The sequence below is a fragment of the Lentibacillus jeotgali genome, assembly GCF_000224785.1.
Classification (GTDB): Bacteria; Bacillota; Bacilli; order Bacillales; family Amphibacillaceae; genus Lentibacillus; species Lentibacillus jeotgali.
On sequence record NZ_AGAV01000003.1, the window covers coordinates 1 to 25,185 of the forward strand.

Below are 25,185 nucleotides of genomic sequence, written 5' to 3' on the forward strand. Positions count from 1 at the left end.
GTTTTTGAAATAATCGGTATTAAGCAATAAGGCGCAATTATTGGAACAACAGGGGTTGAGCCTTACTTTTAATTTGATCATATTTGGAAAGAAATAACGACGGAATCACCACTTATGACAAGCTATTCTTTGAAACCTAAGCATTTGCTTAGGTTTTTTTAAATGTGTCCAGCCACTAAACGCCGGTTATGAATGGATTAACGAAACAAGTGTTGAGGTAATTTTTAGGTTGGTTATTTAATAAAATAATTTGTTCTTTACAATAGTGTATGTCATACACTATAATGACTTCAGGAGATGGTTATATGAGCGATGCACATGAACACATAGACAAATTAATGCAGGAACTAAGACGAGGAACCATTACAATTGGCGCGTTAAGCCAGCTTTACGAACCTCAGTATGGATACTCTCTGGTAACAACATTAAAAGAGAAGGGCGTTCAGGTAGAGCCTGGAACATTGTATCCTCTCTTGAGAAGGCTGGAAAAGCAAGGGGTGTTGGAGAGCAAATGGGATACGAATGAGACACGGCCAAGGAAATATTATGTGTTGAGTCAAACTGGAAAAGAAGTATTCGATTTATTACGAAAGGAGTGGCAAAGCATTGTCGAAAGTATGAATCATTTAATGAGGGAAAGAGGGGAATAAGATGGAAATGATTGGCCGGTATGTATATGCGGTTACTAAGAGGCTTCCGGAAGCACAAAGAAAAGATGTAGCGGATGAACTTAGCGGTTTGATAGAAGATATGCTGGAAGAGCGAGTTCAGGGCAGGGAAATTACTGAGGAAGATGTAGAGGGAGTATTACTGGAACTTGGACATCCAAGGACTCTGGCACGGAAATATAGAGGCGGTAAAAAATATGTTATTGGTCCAGAGCTGTATGATTTGTATATGTTGGTTTTAAAGATAGGTTTGATCTCGGCTGTTTCAGTATTTACGATAATTTTCGTGATTCAAGTCATTTTAAATCCAATGAATATTCTGGATTACTTTGTCAACTTCATTGTTTCTTTCGTCACAATTATTCCAACGGTTATTGGCTGGACGACATTGGGTTTTGCCCTGGTGGAATATTTCGGTGCAGGAAAATTGGAACATATCCACTTAGATAAAGGGTGGAAGCCATCAAGCCTGGCAGCGGTTCCTGACCCGAAGCGGCAAATTAAACGAAGTGAACCCATTGCAGGGATTATATTTTATGTGCTGATTATGGTAATTCTGGCATTTTCAAATGATTATTTTGGCATTTGGATCTTTCAAGATGGAGAGTTTTCCGGTATTGTGCCATTTTTAAATGAAGAATCATACGGATTGTTTCTACTGTTGATTCTGATTGTTTTTGGGTTTGGTATTGTGAAGGAATGTTTGAAATTCATGTATGAAAAGTGGACTTTTTCGTTAGTCGGTTTCACGGCAATTGTTAATCTGATATCGATTGCATTGATTTTGTTCATGATTACAAGTGTTCAGTTTTGGAATCCATATTTCATGAATGAGCTCGTACAACATGGTTTTGTAAATGGAGGAAGCGATGATTTTGAGACTGTTCGGATCATTTGGGAACAGAGTACATTTTGGATACTGATTTTCCTTATGTTTGGCTTAGTTTGGGATATTGTTGCCGGATTTATGAAGGTCCGTAAAGCAAAATAAAAACATCTTCAACTACGGTAGTATAACTTCTTAACTGTATTTAATAAGAAATAGTGTCAATATTGCATTAGGACCAGTTTGTTGAAAGTTGCCCCTCAAGGATTGAGGGGCTTGATTTTTGGGTTTTTAAGTCATGATTTTAAGGATTAATCGTATATTACAGCTTTACCTTGTTCACGTAACTTTTTTAAAGATGTAAGCATATGATTTATTTCTTCGTCGGAATGTCTTTCCCATGAACCTAATTCAGCTATTATTTTCAAAGGAGATTTAGACCTATAAGAACGTGTTGGATTTCCGGGAAATCTTTTGTCAGTTACTTTTGGATCATTTTCAAAATCACCTAATGGTTCTATAATATAAATTCTTTCTTTTGATTTAGATGTTGCTAATTCAGCCCCCCATTTAGCAGCATCTAATGTTGCAGTAAAATATACATAGTTGGATTTTTTGTCTTGGTAATTTGATAAGTGTTGTGGTTCTAATAAATCTCCAATTTTTAGTTCTGCTTTAGTACCATGAAAAAAAGGACCATTATCTAAGACATCTTTTTTGTCATTCATACTTATACACCTCTCATATTTTTAGATTTGTATATAACAGTATAGTATGCGAATTTTAGAAAGAGTAGTCTATAAATAATTTATGAATAATAGTACAATGGAAGTAGAGGGCATAATACCGAACGATAATTACCAATTATTAGTTTTTAATTGGCAGTCAACATTTTTCGTTGCTGAAGTTTTTATGGACTGACATATGGTTTTGTATTTAAAAAGTGATATTAAGCAATCGGGCGCCGGTCGACAAGTTCTGCTATAAACGTGTTCAAACGTGAAAGGCAGTAGATTATACAAGATTATTATCTAAACGTTACAACCGAGGATGGGAATGACGGAACCATGTTTCCCGAAACCATCCCATCAATACTCCTGCATGCGTCATAACTGACAGGTTATGGGGTCTGAAGTACAGGTAGATTCGGCAGAACGAAGGCTGGAGCCACTCCCAAGGAGAAGGTATGCTGACGGATATGCCGCATGGCTGAAAAACTGGATAAGGTGAGAATGGTTTCAGCGGAATGAAACTGACGAACAACTGAACATACGGGTCTAAAGATTGACTATAAGGAAATCTTATAGGTCATCTAACGATGACGTGAGTGGTGTGGAGTAAAAATGCGCCCTCTGAAACACGCTATGCCGAACAAAGGCGGTATCCAGCTCACAGGCTTACAGGGGAACACCTAAGTTCAGAAAGGAAAGCTAGGTTGTAAGGGACTTGGAAAACTAGGAACGTTGTAACAGGGGCTGTCACCCTAAACGGTTACTATAAGGCTTGTGCCGAAAGGTATTTATCCTTTTGAGGGTAGGGGCATGACTGATGAACCTCCTGTAATGGGAGTGGAGGAATAGCCCCAAGTCTAGCGAAATTGAAAGATTATTTTCCATTCGTGTATTGCACCGGTCGGGTAAGAACGTGGGAACATCACTCCGAAAGGAGAGGTGCCACAGTGCAAGCTTTACGATATTGGGATTACTACGAAATGACGGAGACATTTTCAGACTTGTACGATAAAAGCTTAAAACAACAACCCTTTTCTCATCTTTACGGCATTATCACATCAAGAGAAAATATTTTACTAGCTTATCGTACCATTAAATCGAATAAGGGTTCCAAAACACCTGGAACCGATGGGAATACTATCCATGACATGAAAAAGTGGCCTGAAACAAAACTAGTAATGGAAATTCGAAGGCAATTAGAAAATTATCGCCCAAAGAAAGTCAGACGGAAATGGGTAGATAAAGGCAATGGAAAGTGGAGACCTCTAGGTATTCCTTGTATCCTAGACCGCATTATCCAACAAAGTTTTAAACAGGTACTTGAACCAATCGCGGAAGCCAGATTCTATAAGCATAGTTATGGATTTAGGCCTCTCCGCTCGACGCACCATGCGATGGCAAGAATTCAACAACTTATTAATCTATCCCACTTTCACTTTGTGGTTGACGTTGATATTAAAAGTTTCTTTGACCATATTAACCATACGCTGCTTATAAAGCAACTGTGGAACATGGGGATTCAAGACCGGAAGGTATTAGCCTGCATTGACAAAATGCTGAAAGCTGAAATTGATGGGGAAGGCATACCTACAGGGGGCGTACCCCAGGGCGGATTATTATCAACGTTATTGGCAAACATAGTGCTCAATGACCTTGACCAATGGGTTGCTGGACAATGGGAGACGTTTCCTCTTACTAATCCATATAGCTCAGATGATTCTGCAAGGCATGCCAAGAAACGAACGAACCTAAAAGAAGGATATCTCGTCCGCTACGCGGACGATTTTAAAATACTTTGTAAGGACGGCAAAACAGCTCAGAAATGGTACCACGCTGTAAGGCTTTACCTTAAAGACCGTTTGAAATTGGATATATCGCCGGAAAAATCACAAATCGTGAATCTTCGGAAACGGGAATCCGAATTTCTAGGCTTCACTATTCGTGCCAATAAAAAGCGTAAAAAGCGAGTCGCACGTACCGGTATTAAACCGGATAAAAAGCGTAAAATCAAGGAAGAAGCACGGAAGCTGATTCGCAGAATCAGGTCGTCGCCTTCGGCTCTTAATGCTTTGCGTTTTAACAGTTTTGTTCTGGGAATACATTATTATTTCAAAAGGGCTACTAAGGTCAATCTGGAGTTCTCACGTCTTGCCTATGACTTAAGAGCGTTCATATATAATCATCTCAGACCAGTAGGTAAATACGGTCGTCCGGCTAATCCACCGCCAACTTATAAAAAGCTGTATCACAGTAGCTTTAAAACATTTCAAATCGCTGGTGTATATTTATTCCCGCTAGCGGATGTTAAAACGGTTAACACCATGGGATTCAGTCCGGAAATGACTCCTTTTACCAAAGAAGGCAGGGATAAAATACACAAAAAGTTGCGCCCGGATATCCAACGGGAAGTTGGTGAGTTGATGAAATCAACACTTCCGAACCGAAGCGTTGAATATTTGGATAATCGAATCAGCCGGTACAGCATGAAAATGGGTAAATGCGAAATTACAGGTATGGAGCTACCTGCTTCAGATGTCCATTGTCATCACTACCTGCCGCTAAATTTTGGAGGAAGTGATCAATTTAATAACCTTCGCATTATCCATGAAGACGTGCATCGATTGATTCATACTATGGATAAAGAGATGATTGATGAACTCAAAAGGAAATTTCAACTTACTAGCGGAATATCGATTCCGCGAAAAGTGTAAGCTTGAATCCGTGTGAAAATCTCAAATATGAAGTAACGAGGAACTTATAATCGAGTAATTTTGGTAGATGGAACGCGGAGTGCGGGGAAACCTGCACGCTCTGTGTGGAGCAGGGGAAAAGCTGGAGATAACTTCAAAGGCTTACCTATTGCTGACAATTCTGGGACAAGAAACTGAGCCCTGTATTTTAGAAACGGCCATTATGAGGAATAACTCTTAGTTAAGGAGTTGAATTGTTTTGAGTAAAGAAAACCTCCCTAAAATAGATAAATGGGTAGAAAAATACAGCACTTATCGATTGCGGTTGTTTGTTTATTGAGTTTAATTATTAGCTGGGGAGAACATTGGATACTTACAGGTGTTTTTGGAATGGGCGTACTTATCCTCGGAACGGTAGGAGTTTTTGATATAAAACAAATTAATAACGAAAAAAGATAAAGTTGGCTTTGCTTACTTCGCCAATCGGGGCGCTTTTCTTTAATAAGGAATAGCGCCAATACCGCACATAAGGGCTAGCTTGTTAAGTAAATTATGTTACAGTTTTACTATATTTGAAAATTAAGATATGAAAAGGAATTATTATTTATTTATTGACAACGGTAAGTAAAGCAAACCTAGGTGATATGGTTTTTCAATTACTTTTTTTGTTAACTATAATCTCTCTTGTTTCAGGGATTTTGCTGTCGATTATTACGGTGAGAAAAAAAGGTGAATTAAGGAGATCGTCAACAGATATAGTATTCACTGGTGTGTGTGGGGGACTAGCTGAGTCTCTTAAAATGTCTTCTATTTTCGTGCGAGTGGTTTTTATTTTATTTCAGCCAGTTTTTCTTTGGATCTATATAATTTTAGTTTGGTTATTAAAAAGTAAGGAGACTAAAAATTTCAGTAATATTACTTGATGGGTCAAGACTTCATCACCGCATTGATTACTGATTTATATGTTGAGTAACGGCTAAATTTATTCTACCGAACGGGCGCGCTAATAGAATAGTGCGTCCTTTGAATTGGGCCAGATTGTTTAGTAACACATAATTTTAAGAAAGGTGGTAGTAGGATGGGATTTTGGTACTTTCTATTACTTTTTTAGGTAGGTGTCTTCATTTTGGTGAAAATAATTGAACAGGATTACCTGTTTTAGAATAATTGGTATTAAGCAAAAGGCGCGAGAATAAAATAAAAGTCTGCGCTCCACAATGAAACACTAGCTTGCGAATAATGGATGAATATTTTACAGAAAGAGGTAAAAAGATAACTGTAAATGGAAGTTTGGAGTGAATAAAATGGAGAGTAATAAGAATAAGTTAACATCTATAGAAATTGGTTCTCTTTGGTCGACTTATATGAGTGCGAGTTTATCACAGCGTGTCCTTCAACACTTTACTGAAAAAATGGTGGATAAGCAGATGAGACAAATAATAGAGTATGCACTTGATCTCAGTGTTCAACATCTGCAATCCCTAGAAGAAATTTTTATAAGTGAGGGACACCCCATCCCTCAAGGGTTTACTGAAGAGGATGTGAATGCAGGTGTGCCCCGATTATTTTCGGACACTTTTTGTTTGATTTACGTCAAGCATATGGCGAACTATGGATTAAGAAATTATGGAGCGTATTATTCTTATTCTTCTGATCAAAGGACTTTAAATTTTTTTGAACAAGCCTTACAGAAAACAATTAAGTTGCAGGATCAATCAACAAAATTAATGTTGGATAAGGGTGTGTATTCCCATGCCCCATATTTTTCGTATCCTGAACATCCAAGTTTTATTCAAGACGCAAAATATTACTTAAACATCGGGTTGTTTACAAATGATAGGCCCTTAAACGCTGTAGAAATTAGACATCTTTATAAAAGCACGATAACGAATACTATTGGTGGTTACCTGTTGTTGGGATTTAGCCAGGTTGCCGATTCCCAGGAGGTTAGGGATCATATGCTAAAAGGTAAAGATATTACAGACAACCAAAGGGAATCTTTAAACCAAAAGATAAAAAAGGAAAACCTCGATCCGCCTTCTTTCCCAGAATTTGAAGTGACTGACTCAACTGTTTCACCTTTTTCAGACAAGTTGATGATGGGACATGTTGCATTTCTGGCAGGCATTGGTATATCTGATTATGGTATGGCGATGGGACAATCCCAAAGAGCTGACTTAATTTTTCTATATGGAAAGCTAATAACAGGTGCCCAACGTTATGCAAAAAGTAGTGCGGATTTGGCCATTAAAAATAAATGGTTGGAGCAACCACCACAGTTTCCTGATGTTCAACGTTCCCAATAATAAAAGAATGAATCCCCCTTTTTAAGGAAAATGCTACATAAGAAAGTCGGGTAAAAGATCGTAATTAAATGGCGTCCAAAGGAGGATCAAAATGTTTAAACCAGATCGAAATAAAGCTAGGACTGGAGAAATTATCGAGTTTGAACGGGATAGTATTTTAGTGAAAGGCAAAGTTCTGCCATCAAATACAAGGAACAGTATTGTTGTTGATATATCGGCGATGGAAGATTATGATAAGCTGAATCACGGCTACCCCAATGTAGTTGTCTCCCACAAAAATTACAGGGTAATTGATGGGGGTTAGCAATAAACTTTTCGTATTACTCAATCCAGTGCGCTTTTCTCTGACATTAGGATATATGACTCAAAAACCTTGACCCAACTATGAAGCAATACGAACGGGCGCACTTCCGGTGCGAAACGTTCTTAGTTTAAATGGAGGATGGCTAACATCTCTCTGGTAAAGTCTAGGCAATTCCCTATGGAATTGAAGGATTATATCGAAGAATCAAATGAAGAGGTAACGTTTGGAAGGGTTCTCTCTTAGTCGATTAGCACTGAATTTAGTAAGAATGATAGTGTTAAAAGCTCGGTGAAAAGGCGTAAGAATTTACCGTAACAGTGCAGTTTATCTGACGAAAGCTTACCCGCAGGGGTGGTGTAAATCATGACGCTTGAGTTGAACGAGTATGGTGAGAATGCAATACAACCTATAATAAAGGGTTACGCTGACAAACTTCTGAAGGTACGGGTCTAAACGCGCAATACATAGAAACTGTGTATATCACCAAATGTGAGGTTAGCAGTGGATGAGTAAGATTCGGATATATGAAAATCCATGATATGTTACAGGCATATGAACGGCTAACAGGCTTACAGGAAACACCTAAGTTCATTCTATAATAGATATAATTCAACGTTGTAAGCTGATAACGTGGAGGGCTTACTCTTTATGAAGCGTTGATAAGGAAAACAATAATGAGAATAGTTTGTATATGGTAACTTAAAAATCGACCACTATGTTCATTGAAAATCCGGCCAGTAGATTGATAATCTCACTTGTAAAATATACAAGTGGGGGCAGGAGAGATGATCACAATGAACCAGAAATACCAGGCATTAATTCTGTATGCACACGAAGGGAGGTCGATGCGGCAGATTGCGAGGGATACCGGTATCCACCGGGAAACCGTCAGTAAATACGTTAGGGAGTACGAAAAGAAACGTAGTCGTCTTATGGAGGGAGGCCAGCATGTTCATGTCGAGGCCCTGATTGAATCCTTGACGGAGAAACCCACTTATAAAACAGGTAACCGGGCTAAACGTAAGTTAACACCTGAAATCAAACAGCGGGTTCAGGAATTCCTTCAGGAAAACCGGGAAAAGCGTCACAAAGGACAAGCTAAACAACAAAAAACAATCATCGACATGTATGAGGCGTTGGAAGATGAAAAGATGGATATTAGTTACAGTAGCGTTCGGCGATTCGTGAGGCAGCTGGAACGCAGGCCCAAAGAGGCTTTTATTAAAGAGACGTACCTTCCTGGAGATGTTTGCGAATTTGATTGGGGAGAAGTCAAACTGACGATTGGCAGACAGATGCATACATTCCAAATGGCGGTATTTACACCGGCTTATGGAAATTACCGTTGGGCCTGCTTATTTCCCAAACAAACCACGGAGTGCTTCCAAGAAGCACATGCCCGTTTCTTTGACCATATAGATGGTGTTTACACGACCATTACCTATGACAACATGAAAGTGGCCGTCAAACGTTTGGCTGGTGATAAAGAGCCGACTGAGGGATTAATGCAACTTATGCTTTATTATGGTTTTGGATACCGGTTCTGTAATATACGCCGCGGTAATGAAAAAGGCCATGTGGAAAGGAGTGTGGATGTCGTCCGGCGCAAAGCATTTGCCTTTCAGGATACGTTTAATAGTTTGGAAGAGGCCAATCAATACCTGGAGGATGTGTGCCTAAACAAACTGAACGAGAAACCTTTTAGCCAATATGAAGGACAAACCCCCAGGCAGCGACTGGACCAGGAACGTGAACATCTTTTGCCAGCACCACCCAAATGGGACGGGGCTCGTGTTGATTATGTCCGGGTAGATAAATACGCTACCGTGATCATCGATCAAAACCGTTATTCGGTTCCGGATCATTTGGTTGGGGAAATGGTGATGGTGAAAGTTTACGCCGAGCGTATCCGTTGTTTTTATGAAGAAACATGTGTAGCCGATCATGAGCGATTAAGCGGCCACCATCGGTGGAATCTGGAACTCTCGCATATTTTAGAAACACTAAGAAAAAAGCCTGGTGCATTGGCGGGCAGTCTAGCCCTGCATCAGGCCGATCAAAAAATAAAAGAAATTTACAAGTCTTATTATACAGGTAAGGAACGTGATTTCATAGGATTATGTCATTACTTACGGGATGAAGGTAATCTCGATGACGTTTTAGCCAGTATTGACAGACTCGAAGCTATCCATCCGCAACATGTGACGACTGATAAAATTAAAGTGATGTGTGACAAGCATAAGGAGAACCCCGGCCATACAAAACCATCATCGCAGGCCACAAAAACGATTAACGAACAGGCTCGGAATCATATGAAAGATTATGATCAATTATTTCAAATAGCACAACCAACGGAGGTGGCTCATTGACACTCAAAACCCAAAAGGAATGGCTCGCAGATGTTGAAGATTATGCGAAAGAACTAAAGTTGCCGATGATACGCAAACACGTGGCGGAGCATGCTTCAGAAGCCAATCTGCAGGATAGTGGTTATGAAGCGTTTCTGGCCCATCTTCTTCAGAAAGAGCGTGATGCACGCCGGGAATCCGCCCGATACAACCGTGTCCGTCGGGCTGCATTTAGTCAGAAAAAATACTTGGAGGACCTTTCGGTTCCAGACTTGCCAGAAGATGCTCAGAAGAAACTTAAAACCTTGAAATCCCTGGATTTCATCCGTGAAGGACGGAATGTCATTTTTTCAGGAAATTCCGGGACGGGGAAAACGCATCTATCTATCGGTTTGGGGATGAAGGCCTGTTTGGAAGGATTCAAAGTGTGGTTTACGAGTGTCCCCCTCCTTGTGAATCAAATCAAGGAAACACGGGCAGAGAACACCCTTCGAAACTTTCAAAGTCGGTTTGAAAAATATGACCTTGTGATTGCCGATGAAATGGGCTATATTTCATTTGATAAAGAAGGGGCTGAACAGCTCTTCACCCACCTTTCATTGCGGGCAGGTCGTAAGTCGACGATTATTACAACGAATTTATCTTTTGAACGCTGGGGCGAGATTTTTCAGGATGAGGTGATGACAGCAGCGATGATTGACCGGCTTACCCATCAGGCCCATATTGTTAATATGAACGGGAGCTCTTACCGTATGAAAGAAACCAAGGAATGGCTGGGAACTCAGGGTAGTGGCTAACCGTGAATATTACCTGCATAAGCAGCAAGCAGGCTTTAGAGGGGGGATTAGTGTAATAAGACTCAGCTATTCATACACAGATATTGATGCCGATAAAGCCAATGAGATTAACTGTACCTTGAAAATTTCATAGATAGAGAGCTTATTGGACGGTGTTGACATGTAAGATATTTTTTGTGAAAAACACATGTGAACTATTCACAATTGGTCGGAAATTAAATGAACATTTGGCCGGATTTTGAGTTGACAAATACAATAGTTATTGTATAACTTATCTTTATATCGGTGAAAGTGGTGGCAAAGTACCAATGAAATGTCTAATCAACATGGAGGGATAGCCACTAGACTAATGAAGAATCACTCAACCATGTATGGCAGTACTTTATCGATTAACAAGGTTCTTGTAAGACTAATAGAGGTTCAACTCCGAAGGGAGTCACCGACTTGTTGAAACGGAAGAAACTGAGACACAACGAGTATTATGATATGCAACATCGTTTTGATAACTTATACGCTCAAAGTGTCGATGGTCAAAATTTCTATGAATTAATGAATTTAATAAGTTCCAATGATAATATACGTCTTGCTTATCGAAACATCAAAAGAAATAAAGGGAGTAAAACAGCAGGGACAAACAAGTTAACGATTGATGACATTAAAGACTTGCCGATAGAAGAAGTAATGGAACACGTTCAAAGTATGCTTCAATCATATAAGCCGGAAAGTGTTCGACGGGTGTTTATTGACAAAGGTAATGGCAAATTAAGACCATTGGGAATTCCGACAATATGGGATAGAATTGCCCAGCAATGTATCTTACAAGTATTAGAACCTATTTGTGAGGCAAAGTTTCATAAGCATAGCTATGGCTTCAGACCAAACAGAAGTACTCACCATGCTAAAGCGAGATTAGAGTCACTTATCAATATGACAGGTCTCTATCACTGTATAGATGTAGACATAAAAGGATTTTTCGACAATGTTGACCATAGTAAATTACTGAAACAAATCTGGACATTAGGAATAAAAGATAAGTCATTAATCTCCATTGTATCCAAGTTATTGAAAGCTGAGATTGAAGGAGAAGGTGTACCGACAAAAGGAACTCCGCAAGGGGGCATCCTTTCACCTCTGCTTTCAAACATTGTATTAAATGAGCTTGATTGGTGGGTCAGTAATCAATGGGAAACGTTTCAAAGCAACTATAATTACAAACATAATGGGAGTAAAGTAAAAGCACTCAAAAAGTCAAAGCTGAAAGAATGCTACATCGTTAGATACGCAGATGATTTTAAGGTACTATGCCGCACTCGCTCGCAAGCTATCAAAATGAACTATGCCATTAAGGATTTCCTTAAAACCAGACTACACCTTGAGACAAGTGAGGAAAAATCAAAGGTCGTCAACTTGAAGAAGAATTCGTCAGAATTCCTTGGATTTTCTTTCAAAGTAAAAAGAAAAGGTAAAACCAGGTATGGGCATGTTGCCCAATCGAATATGACGGAAAAAGCTAAGTCTAACGCACACATTAAAATTAAGGATTCTTTAAAAGCAATTCAGAAAAAACCATGCAATGAAACAGTATGGCACTATAACACTGTTGTAATGGGGATTCAAAATTATTATGCACCAGCAACTGAAATCATGAACAACTTAAGTGAGTTGGCTTCCTATTTAAACAAGACGCAATATAATCGATTAAAGGATCTTAGAAAAGAAGCAACATTTTCTGACATGACTGCAACATTACAAAAACGTTATAAAGGCTGTAAAGCGAAACTTTACAAAATAAAGAATATGGTATTTGTCCCTATTCATGCCCAAAGGCACAAAACAAATCTATGTTTTTCCCAAGATATCTGTAATTATACGGTAAAAGGGCGCGACAAAATACATCACAAGCTTAAAGAGATTGATAAAAATGTTTTAGCTCATGTCATGAAAAACTTTATTCCAAATCGAACGATTGAGTATAACGACAATCGCATTAGTAAGTTTATTGCCCAATATGGTAAATGTGCCATAACTGGTACAGAGCTGGAGAAACATGATTGGCACTGTCATCATAAAAATCCGTATCAGCACACAAAGGATGACGCATACTCAAATTTGATTATACTACATGAGTCCGTTCACCGGTTGGTACATTTAAAAGACAATGAGAAAATCAAAAGTCTAATCAAAATTTTGGAGCTTAACAGAAAGCAAATTCAAAAGGTAAATGAATTACGGAAACAATGCGAAAATGACTTAATCTTAAATTAGGATAAACAGCTTCATTTCACAATACATAGAACTGAGTGAATTGGACTAGTTGGAACGCCGTATGAGGTGAAAGCCTCACGTGCGGTGTGGGCGAGGGGAAAAGGGAGCGATAACTTCAAACCCTTACCTATTCGTATGAATAAGGATCAGCGCCCGTATTTGTACATATCGGATTAACCCCTTGAAAGGATAATGAGTATGCACGTCACGATTGCCATTTTAACTATTTTAGCTTCTTTAAAGTGGGGGAATTGGAAAAACTGGAGAGAATATCATGCAAGTATGTTTTTTATTGCTACATGTGGTTTGCTTTATGAATATATTGTAAAAGACTATGCCTTATGGAAATTTCATGCTGATTTTCTATATGGTATTGAAATGACAGTCATTGTCTATGCTCTCATTACCATGCCTGTTAGTGTTTTTCTGTTTCTATCCCATTTCCCTAAAAAGTGGTTTAATCGACTGTTTTACATCTTACTTTGGACTGGAATTTACATCTCTGTCGAGTTGATTTTATATGTGTTTGGGAGAATTTCATATCAGCATGGATGGGAAATTGGGTATTCCTTTTTATTTGATATCGTTATGTTCTCCGTCATAGCAATTCATCAGTATTATCCATTCAGGGCATATATCTTATCCGTTTTTATTATCGTTTCCTTGATATTATACTTCAACGTTCCTTTTAATTTTGCTTAATAACCAGAACCTAATCAAATAATGCTTATTGTTCAGCTAAAGGGCGCTTTCGCGGAATGAGAAACAGCGCCCATTTTTGAAAAAACGAAGTAATTGAAAGGTGGTATAGAAGCATATGACAACCAGTAATTCTGCAGAAAAACGTCCTTGGTATTTAAAAAAAGGATGGGTGATTGCAATGTGCTTGGTTACGCCACCAATTGGTTTTATAAATGTTTTATTGAATCGGAACCGTTGGCAGCGTGATGAGAAACAATTATTTTTAGGCATTGCTATAATTATGGGGATGTTTTGGTTGCTAAAATTTTTCCCCTTCTGGGTTTCTATTGTATTTGCTATTGTCGGATATTTAGTTATCGATGTATGGCCTGAAGAGCCTGAAAGAGAAGCATAGCCCAATGTTAAGTAAACGGGCGCGTTTCCCTAATAAAGAATCGCGCCGATATCGCATATGAGGGTGCTTCCGCGGCATGAAGAGTTGGCGTCCTATCTTATGGAAATGAGACATGTATGTTGATATTAATATGTTAAGCTTAAGTATAAATATCGATACTGTATTCGGAAGGGGAAGTTAAGTGATATTACGAATGATTTTATTGGTGTTTGTGATGATTGGCTTTTTCACAGGTATTTTGACCTCAACCTCAATAACAGAATCAGTCATTTGGGTAATAATTGGTATCGCTGGATTACTTGGAGTAGCTACGGTAGGAATTAGCAGTAAACGTACGATTCAAATAATCAAAGATGTTTTTCAAACATCTTGAAAGCTGATTTATTTTAGAATGGTATTCATCAATTGAGCGCTATTCCGGAATTGGAATTTATTATCGGTCGCTTGGGTCATATGCAAAAAACTGGAGTGATTAAGGTTCGATGAAAAAGATAGGATTTGTTTTAGCATTTATAGTAGTTTCTTTATCAGTTTATACCTTAGTAACTGATGAATATGGAATTATGCCCTATATGCAATTGTGCATGGGAGCGATGCTTTTGGCATTTGGAATAAATGAACTACATGAAAAAAGAAAGGGAACAGCTATATTCCTTTTCTTTACAACCGGGTTTATTTTGTTTGTAGGAATTTTTATCTTGTTAAGTTAACGGGCGCTTTCGCGGAATAAGATTGCGCCCAATATTGCTTCATCGGGCCATTTTGCAGCTAACATCATCTTTGTGGAAATACAGAGATTTGAATTATTGTTACTAAGCTAAACGAAAATTGATTAAGGGTTGAACCTATTTATTTTGAAAATCGTACTTAAATTATCAGGGAGGCTTTACTGTTATTAAAAAATATTAGGTATTTCGGTAGTGATTTTGAGGATGGTTAATTCCCAAAAAGGGCGGTTTTAAAAATTTAAAGTTTAAAAACCACGACATACAGAAGTTTATCTATTGTTATAAACACTATATATTGTACCCAAAATGGCTCTATGACCTTTTTGGGTGTGAACCTGAGGATATGCAAGCGATAAAATATTATTTATTTTTCTATATTTTTAGGGGGCGTTTTTGATTGGGTAATTTTCTATTTGTTCTTATTTGTATTGTTAGTTATTTGATTATTAGAAAATACGAAATTGAAAAATTTGGTCACTCTTTAAAAATGAAAGAATCACTAGACCTATCTAATCCCAACAAATTTCATATAATCAGTCGTTTAAAATATGTATCTTTATCTTTTATCGGTTTGTACATAGGTAATTTTTTGCATGAATCTGACAGTATTATTCTTGAGGGATTTGCCTTTTTATTAATTGTAGTATTTTTTTTAGTATTTCTTATGTTTGCAGTTTCTTTAGTTTGGGAGGGGGTTTTTAGATTATTTATTCATTTTTTTGGAGATTAGAGGTTTTAGTTATAGTTAAATATTAGAAGGGATTGTTCCAGAAACGGGCGCGATTCCTTAATAAAAAGCAGCGCCCGTATTGCGTATAAGGGCCAGATTATTGAATAAGATTGGAGTGAAACATAATGGCAACTGTCAATAATATAATTCAAGACATAAAAGAAGAACTAGATGGACTGCCAGGTGTGGTAGGAATCGTGTTAGGTGGATCTAGGGCAAGAGGAACTCATAGTCCGGATTCTGATATAGATATTGGAATTTACTATGATGAATCAAAAGGGTTTAATACCAATGATATCGAAAAATCAGCATTAAATCTTAATGACGAAAAAAAAAGAGCATTTAATCACTTCCTTAGGTGAATGGGGTGAATGGATAAATGGTGGTGGCTGGTTAGTTGTACAGGGTTACCATGTAGATCTTATTTTTCGTGATATTAAACGAGTCAGTAAAGTTATTGATGACTGTTTGTCAGGTCTAGTATCCATTCATTATCAAACAGGACACCCTCATGGTTATTTGAATGCTATGTACATGGGTGAATTAGCTATTTGTAATGTTTTATCTGACCCTGAAGGCACATTAGCTGAATTAAAAAAGAAAACGGAACCCTATCCCGAGAAATTTAGAGAAGCGATGATTCAATACTTTTCTTTTGAAGCTTCTTTTTCCCTGATGTTTATGGAGACCAATGCTAATAAAGATGATATTTCATATGTAATGGGTCATTGTTTTCGAAGTATTTCTTGTTTGAATCAAGTTATTTTTGCGAAAAACAAGGTGTACTGCATCAATGAAAAGAAGGCTGTAGCCATGATTCAAGATTTTCCGATAAAGCCTATGAACTACAAAAAACGTATTGATGAAATTGTTTTTCTTCTCTCAACAGATAGCAATAAGACAAGCCAAGCTGTAGAAAACTTAAAAGAATTAATTTCTGAAACCGAAGCACTATAAATCTTCCGCAATCGGGCGCACTTGCGGAATAAAGGAAATCGCCCAATTTGCCATTGTAAGGCCATATTGCGGAAAAATTTTTTTATGTAAGTGAGGGTCGCATATGAGTAAAAAATTGCAGTCTTTTGGATTTGTTTTATTGGTTTCAGGTACAGTATTATTCGGTATAATGCACCTTGCGATTGCTTTATATATACCTGATCGAGTTTACACAGCTACACCGCCGAGTGCATTCGTGACTGTTTTAAATGAGATCTATTGATGGGTTCCGTATATGTTAAGCATTGTTTTTATGGTCGCTGGTGTATTTTTTAGTATCTATGGTTTTATTAATAAGTCGTTGCAGAAACAAGTGGAAGAAATTAAAGGTAGAGATAGGCAATGGCAGCAAGGGGTAAGCAAAGATCTTAAAGATGAGGATAAGGACGTCCAATAAATTTAATAACGCTTGTTTCAGAAACGGGCGCGAGAATGGAACAAATTCACCCTGTCTTACCATCAAGGAGATTTTGACTTTTAGTGGCATGTCAATTATAATTTAAGATATGTCACTTAGTCGTTTTGAGGAGGATTATTAAAAAATGACACACGCAATGAAACTTCGTTTCCCAACTTTGAACCAGTAACTGAATACGTTCAAAGGCTCTGTTTGTGAATACAGAGTAAACGGGAGTAGTCTGTCCTTTTTTAATAATCTTCATTTCATATTAGAAACCTGTATTGGTAAATAATGTAGTAAGTATATCCAAAAATATGGAATGCACAGAAAGGCGGTTTAGTCTGTCCTTTCTTAAAGTGCCCTTTAAGCAAAGCAGATCTATTTATAGACGACTTCTAACCATAATCGAATAATAATGGCTTCTACCCCTTTACTCTGAATCACAAGCAGATGCTTGTGATTTTTTATTAATTGGAGGCAGGGAATTATGAAAAAATTATCGGTAGAATTCGAAAATATAGAAGTTTCATATTTAGATCGTGTAGTGTTAAGTATCCCACAGCTTGCTGTACATCAGTTTGACCGTATTGGTGTTGTCGGCAGGAATGGTGCAGGTAAGAGCACGCTGTTGAAGCTGATAAATGGTCAAGTCAAGCCTGGGGGAGGCCATGTCAAACGCTTTGCAGATTTTGCATACTTTGGTCAATTAACATCTGCAACAGATAGCGAAATCGACTATGAATTAATGGGAAAGTTATCAATCCCCAAAACAGACATTGACCATTTTAGCGGTGGTGAACAAACAAGGATGAAGTTAGCGCAGATATTTTCTACCTACCATGAAGGCCTGTTGATTGACGAGCCAACAACGCATTTAGACGAAGAGGGCATCAAATTTTTTATCGATGAATTAAGATATTATTATGGTGCACTTATACTTGTCAGTCATGATAGGCATGTATTGGACCAGTTGGTGACAAAAATCTGGGAAGTGGAAGATGGCTGTGTAACGGAATATACAGGGAACTATTCGGATTATGTGGAACAAAAGGAACTAGAGAAAAGGAAGCAGCAAGAAGAGTATGAAAAGCATGTGAAAGAAAAGTCACGTCTAATGAAAGCAGCCGAGGAAAAGATGAAGAAGGCTGATAAAATTAATCGGGCTAGTGGACAGATGTCCAAAAAAGAGGCTAAAGCAAAAGCGAACAAAATGTTTATGACAAAAGAGAAGGGAACCAGTCAAAAATCAGTTCAACGCGCAGCGAAAGCGATTGAGCAAAGAGTGGAACAACTGGAGGAAACAGAGGCTCCAAAAGAAGAGCAAATAATTCGTTTTCACCAGTCAAATGAATTAAAATTGCACAATAAATTTCCGATTATGGCCGACCGGTTAACACTGAAGGCAGGAAATAAACTCTTGCTCAATGAATCAAGTTTCCAATTCCCTTTAGGCAATACCATTGCCATTACAGGTAAAAATGGTTCTGGGAAAACGACGCTGCTTCACCATATTATAAAGTGTGGTGAGGGGATAACGATTTCGCCAAAAGCTGTCATTGGATCTTATGAACAAATGGATTATCAATTTGAAAGAGATGAAACGGTAATTGCCTATATGAAAAATCGGAGCGATCACAATGAAAGTAAAATTAGGGCTGCCCTTAATGCCATGAATTTCAATGGAAATGCTATAAAAAAGAATGTCCGTGAATTGAGTGGCGGGGAAGCCATTCGTTTAGTGCTGTGTCAATTGTTTTTAGGAAGATACAATGTGCTTGTATTGGATGAACCAACAAATTTTTTGGATATTTATTGTATTGAAGCATTGGAGAGTTTTTTAGAAGGATATGTCGGGACCGTCCTGCTTGTTTCGCATGATCGGACTTTTATTGACCGTACAGCTGATCGTATCTATTCAATTGAAGACCAGACCATAAAATTAAAAAGCTAATGCAGTAAACCCAGGAGTATATATAACTGTGCAGATTGAACGGGGCACAGGGTTAAACCCTTGTCCCGTATTATTTTGGACGGGAAAACCTGTATTGCATTTCAATATAGACCTTGCAATAATTAAGTCATAAGATAATCTTCAACGAAGGCTCAGTAATCGATGATTAAGTACATTCTTTTGAATAGGACAATTATGTTGAATAAATGTCCAAAATAGTAAAAATTATATGGAGTGAAAAATAATGACTGTCAATGATACAATCCAAAAAGTAAAAGAAGAACTGGATGGACTGCCAGGTGTAGTTGGGATCGTGTTGGGTGGATCGCGGGCGAGAGGAACCAACAGTCCTGATTCGGATATAGATATTGGGATTTATTATGATGAATCAAAAGGATTTAACACTAATGATATAGACAGAACAGCATTAAATCTTAACGATGTGAAAAAGGATCATTTAATCACCTCTTTAGGTGAATGGGGCGAATGGATAAATGGAGGCGGCTGGTTAGTTGTGCATGGATTCCATGTAGATCTCATATTTCGTGATATCAAACGAGTCAGCAAAGTTATTGATGATTGTCTGTCAGGTGCTGTATCCATTCATTATCAAACAGGGCATCCACATGGTTATTTGAATGTCATGTATATGGGAGAGTTAGCCGTTTGTAATATTTTATCTGATCCTGAAGGCAAACTAAGTGAATTAAAAAAGAAAACGGAGCTCTATCCTGAGAAATTGAAAGAAGCGATGATTCAGTATTTTTCTTTTGAAGCTTCTTTTTCCTTTATGTTTATGGAAGCCAATACTAATAAGGACGATATTTCATATGTTATGGGCCATTGCTTTCGAAGTATTTCTTGTTTAAATCAAGTTCTCTTTGCGAAAAACGAAGTGTATTGTATCAATGAAAAGAAAGCTGTGGCCATGATTCAAGATTTCCCGATAAAGCCTACGGATTATGAAAAAAGAATCGATGATATTGTTTCTCTGCTTTCAACAGATGCTGAAAAGACGGGAAACGCAGTGAAGAAGCTAAAAGAACTAATTACTGAAACAGAAGCATTATAACTATTCAATAAAAGGGCGCTTTTCCCTAATAAGGAATAGCGCCAATATCGCATATAAGGGCCAGTTTGTTGAATAAAAGACCAACTTAATTGTCACTGATTTTTCCGATATTTGGATTATAACTAAGAGAAAATAAGTTTATTTGTGTTAAACATTTCCACGGAAAAAAGCTGATCATGAGGTCAGCTTTTTTGTAAGTATTCTTTTTAATAATAATCCTACAAATAATCCCGGGAGTACGCTCAACATTGGAAGCCAAATAACTCCTAATAATTGACCGAATAACGATATTTTTGATGAATAGATCGTTCCCACCGTCACAAAATAAGCTGAAAAAACAAATGGTAAAAAGGCATAAGGCTCTTTTCCTCCACCTGCATCCTTATACGCATCCCACATCGCAAAAAAGTATAAACAAGGATAAAACATAAGCCACTGATAATTTGCCTGTTCAACTGCCATTTCCACGTTCCCCTGAAAACTTAAAATAATAACTTCGTTAAAATTTCCCAGTACATTAATCAAAAACTCTAATAAAATTAATACCAATCCTTTGATATACATTTTATTTAATAGTTGACCAAATCCCGGTAATGCGATGCTCCATAATAGGACTTCAACCGCTTTCAAATACTAACTTTTCCCTTGATATTTATCCGTGATCGATCTAAAAGGTTATTTTGTGCATTCATAGGAATAGGAACATAACGCATAATGTCACCTTCTTATTTATTTTTCCATTTTAAGTTCATCCTTTTTGTTTGTTCTTCGCTAATTTTTTAGGATCCTTTACTCCAGGAGGCTGTTCCAGCCAATTATGTTTAATCATGATATCTGCTCCGCTTTTGGCAAGCCGAGCAACTTCAAATGATAATCGCTCATAATTAATCATCAAATCACTTCGTTGGCTTGCAGATGCTGCAGTAGAATAATTCCCCATTCCCGCAGATACAAGCAAATCCGTGTGAAACATCACTAATTTATCTGAAAAAGTCTGAGTTGTGGAGTCACTTAAATATACATTCGTCTGTGCAGATTCAATATTATCTTTCATAAGTGTATCTGCAAAAATTTTCAAATGCTTTTTTGAGATGTCTTTACTGCGAAGCATGAAATCCTGTACCTCTTTTGATGGTGATGTTTGAGCAAATGCAATGCATAAGTGCATTCCTATTGAATTTGTTAGGACGTTCTGATACAAATGAGAAATCTCAACAGCATTTAATGGACGTTTATCATTGAAAGGATTTAAGCCACTTAAATACTTTTTACTGTCAACATAGTCTGTTTCTTTGGGAACGTCAATATACGGGTGTCTGGAAACTATCCCCTTGGAAAGACCAGTTTCGAGTGATTGTTTATAAAGGTTACTGGTTTCATTTAACGCCTGTACAAAGTAGTTACATACATCATCCCGGTAACTCATCGAAACAAAACCGCCGTATATTAACATTCCCGCCTTCGCCATATGATTCACATACACCAAACAAAATATGTCTGAAAAAAGCCACGGTGCGTTCATATTCACATCTTGTTCGGTAAACCCATTTGGAATGGTGAATTGTTCATTTTCAAAAATAGCTGTTAATGTGTCCAAATGGTTAGACGAAAGATCATAGGCATGCTGTACAACAGATTTTATATCTGCATCTTGAATATGCTCCAGCATAAAACCCAAGATACATTCCGACATGCTGTCATTCATATACCCAGTCCAAAGAGAACCAATTTCTGCGGATGTTAGGGGGATATTCCTTTCATTCATTAAGCAACCTCCTTGAGAATATGTCAGGATAAGTTTAGTATTCACATTAATATGGATTTTATAATGAATTACAGGTATAAAGAAACAATTTGAAGAGTGAGAGGCACTATAAAAACGAAGTAAAAAATTGTTCCGGAAAAGGGCGCTTTTCTTTAATAAGGGTGAGCGCCTATATTGCATATAAGGTCGAGGATATGGAGTGGAAACTAATTTGTTAAATAAGGGTAGTGGATAATGACAAATTCCTCGAGATTAAAATGTTCTCACGATTCCTATACGATGGAAGCTGACTATAGCGCTGATCCTCTGTGGTGTTCAAAGTGTGGCTGTAACCTTGATATTGATGATTTTCCTCTTTCTGATGAATTGAAATCTGAGTTAATGAATTGGGTAATCGAGTATGGGGAAATTTTAGAACAGACCGATTATGGTGAAAAAATAAAGCGTGATACGGCAATATTAGTGAAATCACATGATGAAAAAGGATTGAGTTTGTATCAAAAGTTAAAATTCGAACTTGGAGATGGACACGAGGTAAATTATGTACATACATCACTTTAAACTCATCAAGATGGGGAGTTTTATTTGTTTACCTTAAATATAATAATAGGTGTTTTGGCCATTTCAGTGGTTTCTGGATCAATTTACAGTTTAATAACCGGTGAATATGGAATTCAGCCTTATATACAATTACTTTCAGGGTTAATGGTTTTTTCTTTAGGACTAAAAATGTTTCAAGAGAATCGACAGAATAGAAAGGCAAAAGCTACTTTTAGTCTTTTTGCTTCTGGATTTGTCTTGTTCGTAAGTATCTTTGTGAGTATCTATGTTTTATTAAGCTAACGGGGCGCGATTATCTAATAAGAATCGCACCAATATCGCATATATGGGCCGATTGTATAAAAGTCATAAGCTTTAATCAAGTACTTGTTATAGTTGATTTTTTATCCTTCATTGCTTATAATGAGAACAAATGTTCTTTTTAGGAGGATTATAAATGAAGATTAAAGATGTAACTGCTAACCGTCAAAACGAAGTAAAAATGGTTAAAATATTTTCGCCTGATGAATCACCAAAGATAAAGGTTTATGATAGTGAATCAACACATTTTTTACACGAAGTCGGCAATAATAGACAGGTTCTCAGCATTTCCTGTAAGCGAGGACGGGTAACGGAAAAAGAATGGCTATTTGGTATCAGGGAAATAATGAAGTTGGAACTTGAAGGAGTTGAAATTGAAACTAAACCTAGCGGGGTCGTATTTATACGTGAAAAAGATGAATCAATGCCCAGAACGGCAGACTGTTATCACTAAGAAGGTGAGTGCTTCATGAATCATAAAATTTGTTAAACCGCCCTTCTCGGAGTATCCAAACTTTTCGAAGTGATTATAAAGTGAACCTTCAAGGTAACAACTAACAATATTGGGATTCGCAAAAAGAACCCACCAGAAATACGAATGGTGCTTTTGTGGAATGAATAGTGGATGTTATTTTCTAAAATGAAAAGAGATACTAATGTTCATTAGAGGTGATTATATGGAGAGTCAAATGAATAAACTTGTCCATCAGTTTATTTTACTTCCTCTTGCTATTCGGGTATTACAACACGATAAAAAGAACTTTTCGGATTTTAAAATGCGTAATGTATATCAGGGCAAGATAGATTCATCCATTACGCAATTACAGCAAGATTTATCTTTCACTAAAAAGCTTATGTACACGCAAAATCATATAGACGTAAAGCAAATCGCACAATGTTCCTATCGATGGTCTAGCAGGCATGATACAGGCGTCATAACGTATACGCCTGGTGAATTAAAAGACATGACAAGGAAGGTTATAGAAGTTTATTTATACGGTAGTAAATCAACAGCTTTTGAGCCTCGAGATCAAGGATGGTAAAACTTTGTATCACAGAAACTTTACGTAAAAGGAAACAAAGTGGATACAAAATAGGGAACAAAAAAGATACAAAATAGGTGACAAAATTTCATAAAAACGGTGTTAAATTATTAGTATCAGGAAGTTTAGTACTTCCCATGAACTCTTTTCTTTCACGGAAAAGGGTTTTTATTTTGGTCAGATAAGGAGGTGTGAATCTTGTCTCATAATGAATTTGGAAAAGCAACGGATAAGAATCAGGATAAAGACATGAAGCAGGACGATAAGGCAGCCACTAAAGATACTACTGAAACATCGAAGAAAGCATCATCATCAAAAAGAAGCCGCAGACCTGTTAGACCTGAAGGATTCAAAGAATTTGAAGCTCTGGCAAAAGGCATTATCGAAGCTGACGGGTCTTCATATTATGAGTGGCTTCATGAACGACACCAAGACATCATCTTGAATTTTAATGTATCGAACCAGAAACAGATCACGAACGTAGCGAAGAAAGGAGAGTGAAATAGGTGCAAGACGCTATTCAAACCATCCAAAATATCACAGATGGGATTAAGCCAATCGCACCAGTCTTAGCCGGGCTGGTGTTAGTTGTCATTGGACTATTATGGACATTTGCCAAAGATCCCCAGAAAAAGGAAATGTATACGGGATGGATGGTCAACGTGGCAATTGGCTTTGGTATTGTTTACTTGGCTGCCAGTCTTGTTTCTTGGCTGGGCGGTCGTGTTGTTGGATTTTAAGGAGGTGAAGTATTGTGAGTGCTGCATACAAATATTTCATAAGCTATCTTTATGAAGATGGCGGCGGTAATGTTGATATAACATTAGCGGAACCCATTCAATCGATCGATGATATTCGTGGTGTTGAAAAGGCCATCAGTGATGAATTTAATCTGGGCGATTCGGTCACCATCCAAAACTTCATACAGTTAAACTATTAATTAAACGGGCTTTCCAATGGATGGAAGCCTTTTTTTATTGAGGAGGATGAATATGTCGGCTATACAAGATTTTGAAACAGAATTGGCAAATAAGTACGCTGACTTTCTGGCGGCAAAGGAAAAGGAAATGCTGAATCCTGATAATGCAGGCTATCAATGGAAACGACAGAAGCTGGAATCCCTGTATCAAGATACGGTTCTGAAATCAAAGTATCCGAAAGAAAAGCTTCAAACAATCGAAGATAAGGTGAAAAAAGAACATGATGACGAGGTGAATCAATCAGAACAGTTTAAGCAGGCTTATAAACAAAATGTACTGGAAAAGCTGCAGCCTACAAAGGAAGAAAACAGTTATAAGGATGCTTATAAGCAGCAAGTGCTGGATTCCTTAGATAAACAACCGGATGAAAAGGAAGCGTCATCTGAAGATGTTCAAAAAAGAAATCAAGAGATGGCGGCATTTGAAGAAAAACACGGTTATGAGAAAGTTTATGAGCTCAAACGAGAGGTGTTGGATGACATAAAAGATATGGACTTAACGCCGGTGCAAAAGGAGAAGTTAGGCCAGATTGAAAAGGACTTGGAACAAGAAAAGAATATGAAACTTGGGAAGAAACAAAACAAGACACATGAACAAGAGATGGATATGTAGGGCTTCCGATCAGGGA

At 37.5% G+C, this 25,185-nt stretch carries 30 protein-coding genes and 1 pseudogene; 28 read left to right on the top strand and 3 right to left on the bottom strand.

The features are described from left to right. The first annotated feature begins 305 nt into the window (after positions 1 to 305). Together ON01_RS00420 and ON01_RS00425 are read left to right on the top strand one after the other, a co-directional pair. Positions 306 to 650, top strand: coding sequence for a PadR family transcriptional regulator (locus ON01_RS00420; protein WP_010529040.1), 345 nt, complete (start codon positions 306 to 308; stop codon positions 648 to 650). Position 651: 1 nt separating this feature from the next. After that, on the top strand, positions 652 to 1,659 hold the full coding sequence (locus ON01_RS00425) for a hypothetical protein (RefSeq protein WP_010529041.1): 1,008 nt from the start codon (positions 652 to 654) through the stop codon (positions 1,657 to 1,659). Positions 1,660 to 1,805: 146 nt separating this feature from the next. Here ON01_RS00425 and arr read toward each other — a convergent pair whose 3' ends face one another. Continuing rightward, positions 1,806 to 2,222, bottom strand: coding sequence for an NAD(+)--rifampin ADP-ribosyltransferase (gene arr / locus ON01_RS00430; protein WP_010529042.1), 417 nt, complete (start codon positions 2,220 to 2,222; stop codon positions 1,806 to 1,808). Positions 2,223 to 3,172: 950 nt separating this feature from the next. Here arr and ltrA (ON01_RS00435) point away from each other — a divergent pair. The 18 genes and pseudogenes from ltrA (ON01_RS00435) (at position 3,173) to ON01_RS00510 (ending at position 19,908) form a co-directional block, all read left to right on the top strand. Continuing rightward, positions 3,173 to 4,936: a group II intron reverse transcriptase/maturase gene (ltrA, locus tag ON01_RS00435; RefSeq protein ID WP_010529043.1), complete on the top strand. Its 1,764-nt coding sequence runs from the start codon at positions 3,173 to 3,175 to the stop codon at positions 4,934 to 4,936. A gap of 623 nt (positions 4,937 to 5,559) precedes the next feature. Beyond that, the gene (locus ON01_RS00440) at positions 5,560 to 5,838 is read left to right on the top strand and encodes a PspC domain-containing protein (protein ID WP_083838329.1); all 279 of its coding nucleotides are present in this window, start codon (positions 5,560 to 5,562) and stop codon (positions 5,836 to 5,838) included. Positions 5,839 to 6,219: 381 nt separating this feature from the next. Beyond that, the gene (locus ON01_RS00445; RefSeq protein WP_010529045.1) at positions 6,220 to 7,221 is read left to right on the top strand and encodes a DUF3231 family protein; all 1,002 of its coding nucleotides are present in this window, start codon (positions 6,220 to 6,222) and stop codon (positions 7,219 to 7,221) included. Between the two features lie 91 nt (positions 7,222 to 7,312). Further along, positions 7,313 to 7,525 carry a YkvS family protein gene (locus ON01_RS00450; RefSeq protein ID WP_010529046.1) on the top strand — a complete coding sequence of 71 codons (213 nt, stop codon included), beginning with the start codon at positions 7,313 to 7,315 and terminating at the stop codon, positions 7,523 to 7,525. A 785-nt stretch (positions 7,526 to 8,310) separates the two neighbouring features. Beyond that, on the top strand, positions 8,311 to 9,894 hold the full coding sequence (gene istA, locus ON01_RS00455) for an IS21 family transposase (protein WP_029328928.1): 1,584 nt from the start codon (positions 8,311 to 8,313) through the stop codon (positions 9,892 to 9,894). Next, positions 9,891 to 10,670, top strand: coding sequence for an IS21-like element helper ATPase IstB (istB, locus tag ON01_RS00460; RefSeq protein WP_010529048.1), 780 nt, complete (start codon positions 9,891 to 9,893; stop codon positions 10,668 to 10,670). Before istA ends, istB begins: the two co-directional genes overlap by 4 nt. Before the next feature lie 447 nt (positions 10,671 to 11,117). Beyond that, positions 11,118 to 12,935 (top strand): group II intron reverse transcriptase/maturase, encoded by a 1,818-nt coding sequence (ltrA, locus tag ON01_RS00465; RefSeq protein WP_010529049.1) that lies wholly within the window; start codon positions 11,118 to 11,120, stop codon positions 12,933 to 12,935. A gap of 198 nt (positions 12,936 to 13,133) precedes the next feature. After that, positions 13,134 to 13,637, top strand: coding sequence for a CBO0543 family protein (locus ON01_RS00470; protein WP_010529050.1), 504 nt, complete (start codon positions 13,134 to 13,136; stop codon positions 13,635 to 13,637). Positions 13,638 to 13,752: 115 nt separating this feature from the next. Continuing rightward, positions 13,753 to 14,031: a hypothetical protein gene (locus ON01_RS00475; RefSeq protein ID WP_010529051.1), complete on the top strand. Its 279-nt coding sequence runs from the start codon at positions 13,753 to 13,755 to the stop codon at positions 14,029 to 14,031. A gap of 181 nt (positions 14,032 to 14,212) precedes the next feature. After that, positions 14,213 to 14,404: a hypothetical protein gene (locus tag ON01_RS00480; RefSeq protein ID WP_010529052.1), complete on the top strand. Its 192-nt coding sequence runs from the start codon at positions 14,213 to 14,215 to the stop codon at positions 14,402 to 14,404. Positions 14,405 to 14,513: 109 nt separating this feature from the next. Next, positions 14,514 to 14,741, top strand: coding sequence for a DUF3953 domain-containing protein (locus tag ON01_RS00485; protein WP_010529053.1), 228 nt, complete (start codon positions 14,514 to 14,516; stop codon positions 14,739 to 14,741). 415 nt (positions 14,742 to 15,156) lie between these two features. Further along, complete coding sequence (locus ON01_RS00490; RefSeq protein ID WP_010529054.1) at positions 15,157 to 15,489, top strand: hypothetical protein; 333 nt, start codon at positions 15,157 to 15,159, stop codon at positions 15,487 to 15,489. Positions 15,490 to 15,614: 125 nt separating this feature from the next. Then, positions 15,615 to 16,446 (top strand): annotated as a pseudogene (locus ON01_RS00495) (nucleotidyltransferase domain-containing protein). 103 nt (positions 16,447 to 16,549) lie between these two features. Next, the gene (locus ON01_RS19350; protein WP_010529055.1) at positions 16,550 to 16,708 is read left to right on the top strand and encodes a hypothetical protein; all 159 of its coding nucleotides are present in this window, start codon (positions 16,550 to 16,552) and stop codon (positions 16,706 to 16,708) included. Positions 16,709 to 16,720: 12 nt separating this feature from the next. Next, positions 16,721 to 16,882 carry a hypothetical protein gene (locus tag ON01_RS19355; RefSeq protein WP_175284913.1) on the top strand — a complete coding sequence of 54 codons (162 nt, stop codon included), beginning with the start codon at positions 16,721 to 16,723 and terminating at the stop codon, positions 16,880 to 16,882. Positions 16,883 to 17,027: 145 nt separating this feature from the next. Further along, a complete protein-coding gene (locus tag ON01_RS20145) occupies positions 17,028 to 17,072 on the top strand; it encodes an erythromycin resistance leader peptide (protein WP_135111488.1) in 45 nt (14 codons plus the stop codon). Positions 17,073 to 17,372: 300 nt separating this feature from the next. After that, positions 17,373 to 18,836 carry an Msr family ABC-F type ribosomal protection protein gene (locus ON01_RS00505; protein ID WP_010529056.1) on the top strand — a complete coding sequence of 488 codons (1,464 nt, stop codon included), beginning with the start codon at positions 17,373 to 17,375 and terminating at the stop codon, positions 18,834 to 18,836. Between the two features lie 244 nt (positions 18,837 to 19,080). Beyond that, positions 19,081 to 19,908: a nucleotidyltransferase domain-containing protein gene (locus ON01_RS00510; protein ID WP_010529057.1), complete on the top strand. Its 828-nt coding sequence runs from the start codon at positions 19,081 to 19,083 to the stop codon at positions 19,906 to 19,908. Between the two features lie 174 nt (positions 19,909 to 20,082). On the opposite strand, the gene ON01_RS00515 is transcribed toward ON01_RS00510, so the two are convergent. Beyond that, positions 20,083 to 20,538: a hypothetical protein gene (locus ON01_RS00515; RefSeq protein ID WP_010529058.1), complete on the bottom strand. Its 456-nt coding sequence runs from the start codon at positions 20,536 to 20,538 to the stop codon at positions 20,083 to 20,085. A 118-nt stretch (positions 20,539 to 20,656) separates the two neighbouring features. Continuing rightward, positions 20,657 to 21,673 carry a DUF3231 family protein gene (locus ON01_RS00520; RefSeq protein ID WP_010529059.1) on the bottom strand — a complete coding sequence of 339 codons (1,017 nt, stop codon included), beginning with the start codon at positions 21,671 to 21,673 and terminating at the stop codon, positions 20,657 to 20,659. A gap of 279 nt (positions 21,674 to 21,952) precedes the next feature. On the opposite strand from ON01_RS00520, the gene ON01_RS00525 reads away from it, so the two are divergent. The 8 genes from ON01_RS00525 (at position 21,953) to ON01_RS00560 (ending at position 25,169) form a co-directional block, all read left to right on the top strand. Then, positions 21,953 to 22,234, top strand: coding sequence for a hypothetical protein (locus ON01_RS00525; RefSeq protein ID WP_245183632.1), 282 nt, complete (start codon positions 21,953 to 21,955; stop codon positions 22,232 to 22,234). 66 nt (positions 22,235 to 22,300) lie between these two features. Continuing rightward, on the top strand, positions 22,301 to 22,516 hold the full coding sequence (locus ON01_RS20150) for a DUF3953 domain-containing protein (protein ID WP_425339536.1): 216 nt from the start codon (positions 22,301 to 22,303) through the stop codon (positions 22,514 to 22,516). A 154-nt stretch (positions 22,517 to 22,670) separates the two neighbouring features. Beyond that, positions 22,671 to 22,988 carry a hypothetical protein gene (locus ON01_RS00535; RefSeq protein ID WP_010529061.1) on the top strand — a complete coding sequence of 106 codons (318 nt, stop codon included), beginning with the start codon at positions 22,671 to 22,673 and terminating at the stop codon, positions 22,986 to 22,988. 223 nt (positions 22,989 to 23,211) lie between these two features. Then, on the top strand, positions 23,212 to 23,577 hold the full coding sequence (locus tag ON01_RS00540) for a YhjD family protein (protein ID WP_010529062.1): 366 nt from the start codon (positions 23,212 to 23,214) through the stop codon (positions 23,575 to 23,577). Positions 23,578 to 23,775: 198 nt separating this feature from the next. Further along, a complete protein-coding gene (locus ON01_RS18430; RefSeq protein ID WP_010529063.1) occupies positions 23,776 to 24,078 on the top strand; it encodes a hypothetical protein in 303 nt (100 codons plus the stop codon). A 5-nt stretch (positions 24,079 to 24,083) separates the two neighbouring features. Continuing rightward, positions 24,084 to 24,317, top strand: coding sequence for a pilin (locus ON01_RS00550; RefSeq protein ID WP_010529064.1), 234 nt, complete (start codon positions 24,084 to 24,086; stop codon positions 24,315 to 24,317). A 14-nt stretch (positions 24,318 to 24,331) separates the two neighbouring features. After that, a complete protein-coding gene (locus ON01_RS00555) occupies positions 24,332 to 24,517 on the top strand; it encodes a hypothetical protein (protein WP_010529065.1) in 186 nt (61 codons plus the stop codon). Positions 24,518 to 24,569: 52 nt separating this feature from the next. Next, positions 24,570 to 25,169, top strand: coding sequence for a hypothetical protein (locus tag ON01_RS00560; protein WP_010529066.1), 600 nt, complete (start codon positions 24,570 to 24,572; stop codon positions 25,167 to 25,169). The last annotated feature ends 16 nt before the right edge of the window (positions 25,170 to 25,185 follow it).